The sequence below is a fragment of the Thiothrix sp. genome, assembly GCF_028714775.1.
In the GTDB taxonomy this organism is placed as follows: Bacteria; Pseudomonadota; Gammaproteobacteria; order Thiotrichales; family Thiotrichaceae; genus Thiothrix.
The window spans coordinates 13,811-17,783 of sequence record NZ_JAQTLS010000036.1 but is presented as its reverse complement, the minus strand read 5'-3'; the positions used below and the strand labels follow the sequence as shown (position 1 = coordinate 17,783).

General features: G+C 52.6%; 6 protein-coding genes. 5 read left to right on the top strand and 1 reads right to left on the bottom strand.

Features of this window, described 5'->3' with window-relative positions:
• Positions 1-317 precede the first annotated feature (317 nt).
• Positions 318-734 carry an STY4534 family ICE replication protein gene (locus PHE17_RS20375; RefSeq protein ID WP_301017761.1) on the bottom strand — a complete coding sequence of 139 codons (417 nt, stop codon included), beginning with the start codon at positions 732-734 and terminating at the stop codon, positions 318-320.
• Between the two features lie 587 nt (positions 735-1,321).
• On the opposite strand from PHE17_RS20375, the gene PHE17_RS20370 reads away from it, so the two are divergent.
• From PHE17_RS20370 to PHE17_RS20350, 5 genes are all read left to right on the top strand, one after another.
• Positions 1,322-1,546, top strand: a complete 225-nt coding sequence (locus tag PHE17_RS20370; RefSeq protein ID WP_301017760.1) for an AbrB/MazE/SpoVT family DNA-binding domain-containing protein — start codon at positions 1,322-1,324, stop codon at positions 1,544-1,546.
• Complete coding sequence (locus tag PHE17_RS20365) at positions 1,533-1,973, top strand: type II toxin-antitoxin system VapC family toxin (RefSeq protein WP_301017759.1); 441 nt, start codon at positions 1,533-1,535, stop codon at positions 1,971-1,973. The genes PHE17_RS20370 and PHE17_RS20365 overlap by 14 nt, the downstream gene beginning before the upstream one ends.
• Before the next feature lie 85 nt (positions 1,974-2,058).
• On the top strand, positions 2,059-2,730 hold the full coding sequence (locus PHE17_RS20360; protein ID WP_301017758.1) for a DUF2202 domain-containing protein: 672 nt from the start codon (positions 2,059-2,061) through the stop codon (positions 2,728-2,730).
• Positions 2,731-2,754: 24 nt separating this feature from the next.
• Positions 2,755-3,456, top strand: coding sequence for a DUF2202 domain-containing protein (locus tag PHE17_RS20355; RefSeq protein ID WP_301017757.1), 702 nt, complete (start codon positions 2,755-2,757; stop codon positions 3,454-3,456).
• Between the two features lie 32 nt (positions 3,457-3,488).
• On the top strand, positions 3,489-3,973 hold a 485-nt coding region (locus PHE17_RS20350; RefSeq protein ID WP_301017756.1), incomplete at its 3' end, for a hypothetical protein.

Sequence of the window (3,973 nt, the reverse complement as noted above, 5' to 3'; positions counted from 1 at the left end):
ACCCGGAATCGGAAAATCCCCAAACAGGCCGGTAGGCCAGTTGTCCCTTGTAGCCAACTGCCAAAAACTCCTGTTGCCTTCCAAAACTGGGGCGGAAGGCCAATGCTGCGGCGAACCACAACCAACGCGCAGACAGGTTCCGCACAAAGGGGCAAGCGTCTGTATAACCGGCGACGTGCAACCGGCAGCAGTGTACGGGTGGCGGCCTGACAGGCCATCACCAGTACACTGCCGAAATGCCACAGCAGCAAATTGCAAAGGCCGCACGGGGGAAGCTAATGCTTCCCCGATAGGCAATGTAAAAGTAAACGCAGAGATTAAGCGGCATCTGCAACGTCTTCTGCATCCCGCTTGGGGGCAGTGTAGACGTTTTGCCCATCAACTTTTATCCAGTCGATGCGCAGCAGGCGTGCTTTCAGGCTGACAGCGGGGGAGCCGTCAGCTTTGGTGTACAGGTCTGGGTACAGGTCGCCAAGGTTAAAGCCCACAAGGACTTTCTTTTCTTCGGCAACCGCATCCATGCAACGGCGGATCAGCTTTTCAGCCTCACCGCCGGAAACCCGGCAATCGAACTTGGTGTATTCAACCGCATCAGCAGCGCCGTGTAATGCACTGATGTTGCACGCCAAGAATGGCGCACCGCGTTTGACTGGCACTTCACGGATACGGGAAACGTAACCAATGCCAGCAGTGTGCAGGTTGAAATATTTAACGGAAGTATTGGAAGTGTTCATGGTGTTTCTCCTGAAAATGGGCGCAATGACGCCAAGAGAAACACACCCATCGGGAGTAATTCTCCCAGCGGGGTAAGTAAAAAGAAGCAGTAAAAAGCCCAGCAAGGGGCAGGGTGAAGTAAAGGTAGACCACCAACATCCCGCAGGATGCCGCCCTGTGCTAGTGGCACGCCAGGGCTTTATAGGGTTCGCCGCAAACCGTAAGGCTTGGCAGCTAGGGCTTGTTGAGGGTGCAACAACACACATAGAAACTTATAGTTGCTGGTCACGCCAATTCTCTAGCATGACCATCGTGTTGCGGAGAAACGCCACACTTGCAGCAATCGTAAGGTTGCCCCAACTGTCATGTCAAGGGGGTGGTCATCTATGCACATAATGAGTCTGAAAATATTTTCAGTTTCATTTCAGATTGCCCCGGTACTGTGGATGCATGTTCATAGATGATCGGGAGATTGATGTTGAAACTATCCCCTATTACACGCTGCCTGCTGTTGGTAAGTTCCTTGGCTTCTGTGAAGTGAGCCGCTTGCCGTTTCCACTGCATGGCTTTACTATGTCTTTAAAGTAAAACCAGAACGGTGGATGTGATGCACAAAGTCAGTGCCAAGCGGCAAGTCACCTTGCCTAAAGTGTTATGTGATAAGACGGGTATTTTACCCGGTGATTATGTCGATATTTTTGAATATAACGGAAAACTGACCGTCATCAGGAAGTTACGCGGCATCAGTCGGGGTAGCCTCAAACACCTCAAGGCATTGCAGCCGATCAGTGATGCAGAGTCGCGGCAGGATGCACTGCATGATCGCTATTGATACCAACGTGTTGTTGCGGCATGTGCTGCAAGATGATGACGAACAATCCCCCAAAGCAAGCCAACTGTTTGATCTGCACGAGCGTGTGTTAGTGACGGATGTGGTTTTGGTCGAATGCATCTGGACGTTAAGCGGTAAGAAATACCAAGCGAGCCGCGATGATGTGATCAAATTGGTTGGTGATTTGTTGGGTGAGCCTGCGCTAGTGTTTGAAAACCCGCAGGCGGTATGGGCAGCACTGAATGACTTCCAAGCAGATTATCCGACCCACGATGCGGAAGGGAAGCGTTGGAAATTACCCGACTTTGCTGATGCGCTGATCATCCACAAAGCAAAACAAACAGCGAAGTATTGGAACGAAACGTTACAGGCTGTCTACAGTTTTGATAGTGGTGCGTTGCGCATTAATGGCACTCGGCAACCTTAGGTTGCTTTGATTCACACTTTTCAGCTCCATTTCAGATTGCCCCGGTACTGTGGATACATGTCCACAAATTATCGGGAGATTGACGTTGAAACTGTCCTCTATTATACGCTGCCTGCTGTTGGCAAGTTCCTTGGCTTCTATCGCCGCTTGTGGTGGCGGTGGCAGCAGCGGTGGTTCCGGTGGTGGGGCGGGTATGGTGTTGCCTGTTTTGCAGCAGCCTTTGAGTGCCTTGGAAGGTGATAGCCTGCTGTTCATCCGCGAAGAGGAAAAACTGGCGCGGGATGTTTACCTGACCTTGTATGACCGATGGGCAGAGGTAACTTTCCAAACCATCGCTACCCGTTCCGAACAGACCCACATGGACAAAATTAAGTTGCTGCTGGATGCCGCTGGTTTAGCTGACCCGGTGGGCAGTAACGGCGTGGGCGTTTTCAATAATGCCGCCATTGCTGATTTGTACGCGCAACTGGTGGCGCAAGGTTCAACTTCCCTTACTGAAGCACTGAAAGTCGGTGCATTCATCGAAGAATACGACATCAAGGATTTGCAGGAAGCCGTTGTCGAAGCCACGGATGGCACTAACCAATTGGCGGTCATCCAGACCTACAACAACCTGATCTGCGGTTCACGCAACCATCTCCGTTCTTTTGTCAGCCTGATAGAACTGGCGGGCATTGTTTACACCGCACAACTCCTCCCGCAAGCAACCGTCGATGCAATCGTAGATAGCCCGATGGAACAGTGCGGGCGGCAATAAAACTACATGAAAGAGGTACTACCCATGAAACTCCATAAAACACTTATCGCAGGCATGATCGCCATCGCTTGCACCACACTGGTAACAGCGCCAACAGTTTTCGCCAAGGGTAACGCTAATGCTGGTAGTAACCGGGTTGTCAGCTACCAAGGCTTGGGCGTTGCAGAAGGCGAAGCACTGCTGTTCATGCGTGAGGAAGAAAAGCTGGCGCGGGATGTTTACATCACTTTGTACCAACAGTGGAAGTTACCCGCCTTCAACAACATCTCCGCTTCCGAGCAACAACACACCGACCGTATCAAGCAGTTGATACAAACTTACGGGCTGGTTGACCCGGTGGTGAACGATGCAGTAGGCGCATTCGCTAATGGGCAACTGGCCTCTTTGTATGCGCAGTTGTTGGCAAAAGGGCGAATTTCCGCGCTGGATGCCTTGCAAGCCGGGGCACTGATTGAAGAAACCGACATCGCTGACCTGCAAAAGGCCATTGCTGGCACAACCCGTCCCGACATTGCGGCGGTTTACGAAAACCTGATGAAAGGCTCTCGCAACCACTTACGGGCTTTCGTTGGGCTGATCGAAAACCAAGGTATTGCTTATACCGCGCAAGCCCTGCCACAAGCGGAGGTGGATGCTATCGTCAACAGCCCGCGTGAACGGGGCAATGCCAATGGTGGTGGGCGTGGTCAAGGTGGCGGCGCAGGTATGGGGCGCGGCTGGCGTTAATGTGCTTTCCTTTAAATTAAGAGTGTACGGATATGAAAACCTTATCTAATTTCAAGCTGTTAGTGACCGTCCCGGCAATTGCCTTTTCATTGGCTGTTGCCTTGCCAAGTGCGCAAGCGGAAGACCTCCTTGCCCGTGGTGCTGTCCCCTTTGCCAGCTATGATACCGATGCGGATGGGGAAATCAGCGAAACTGAACTCAATGCTTTCCGCACCGCCCGCCAAGCGGCACGGACAGGTGATGGCGCATTGATGCAGGATGCAGTGCCGTTTGCCAGCTACGATACGGATGCGAATGGCTCAATCAGCGAAGCTGAATTGGATGCCTTCCGCACCACCCGCCAAGCAGGACGGGCAACAGACGGTGCGCCAATGCGGGGCCAACCAGATAACCTCCTTGCCCGTGGTGCTGTCCCCTTTGCCAGCTATGATACCGATGCGGATGGGGAAATCAGCGAAACTGAACTCAATGCTTTCCGCACCGCCCGCCAAGCGGCACGGACAGGTGATGGCGCATT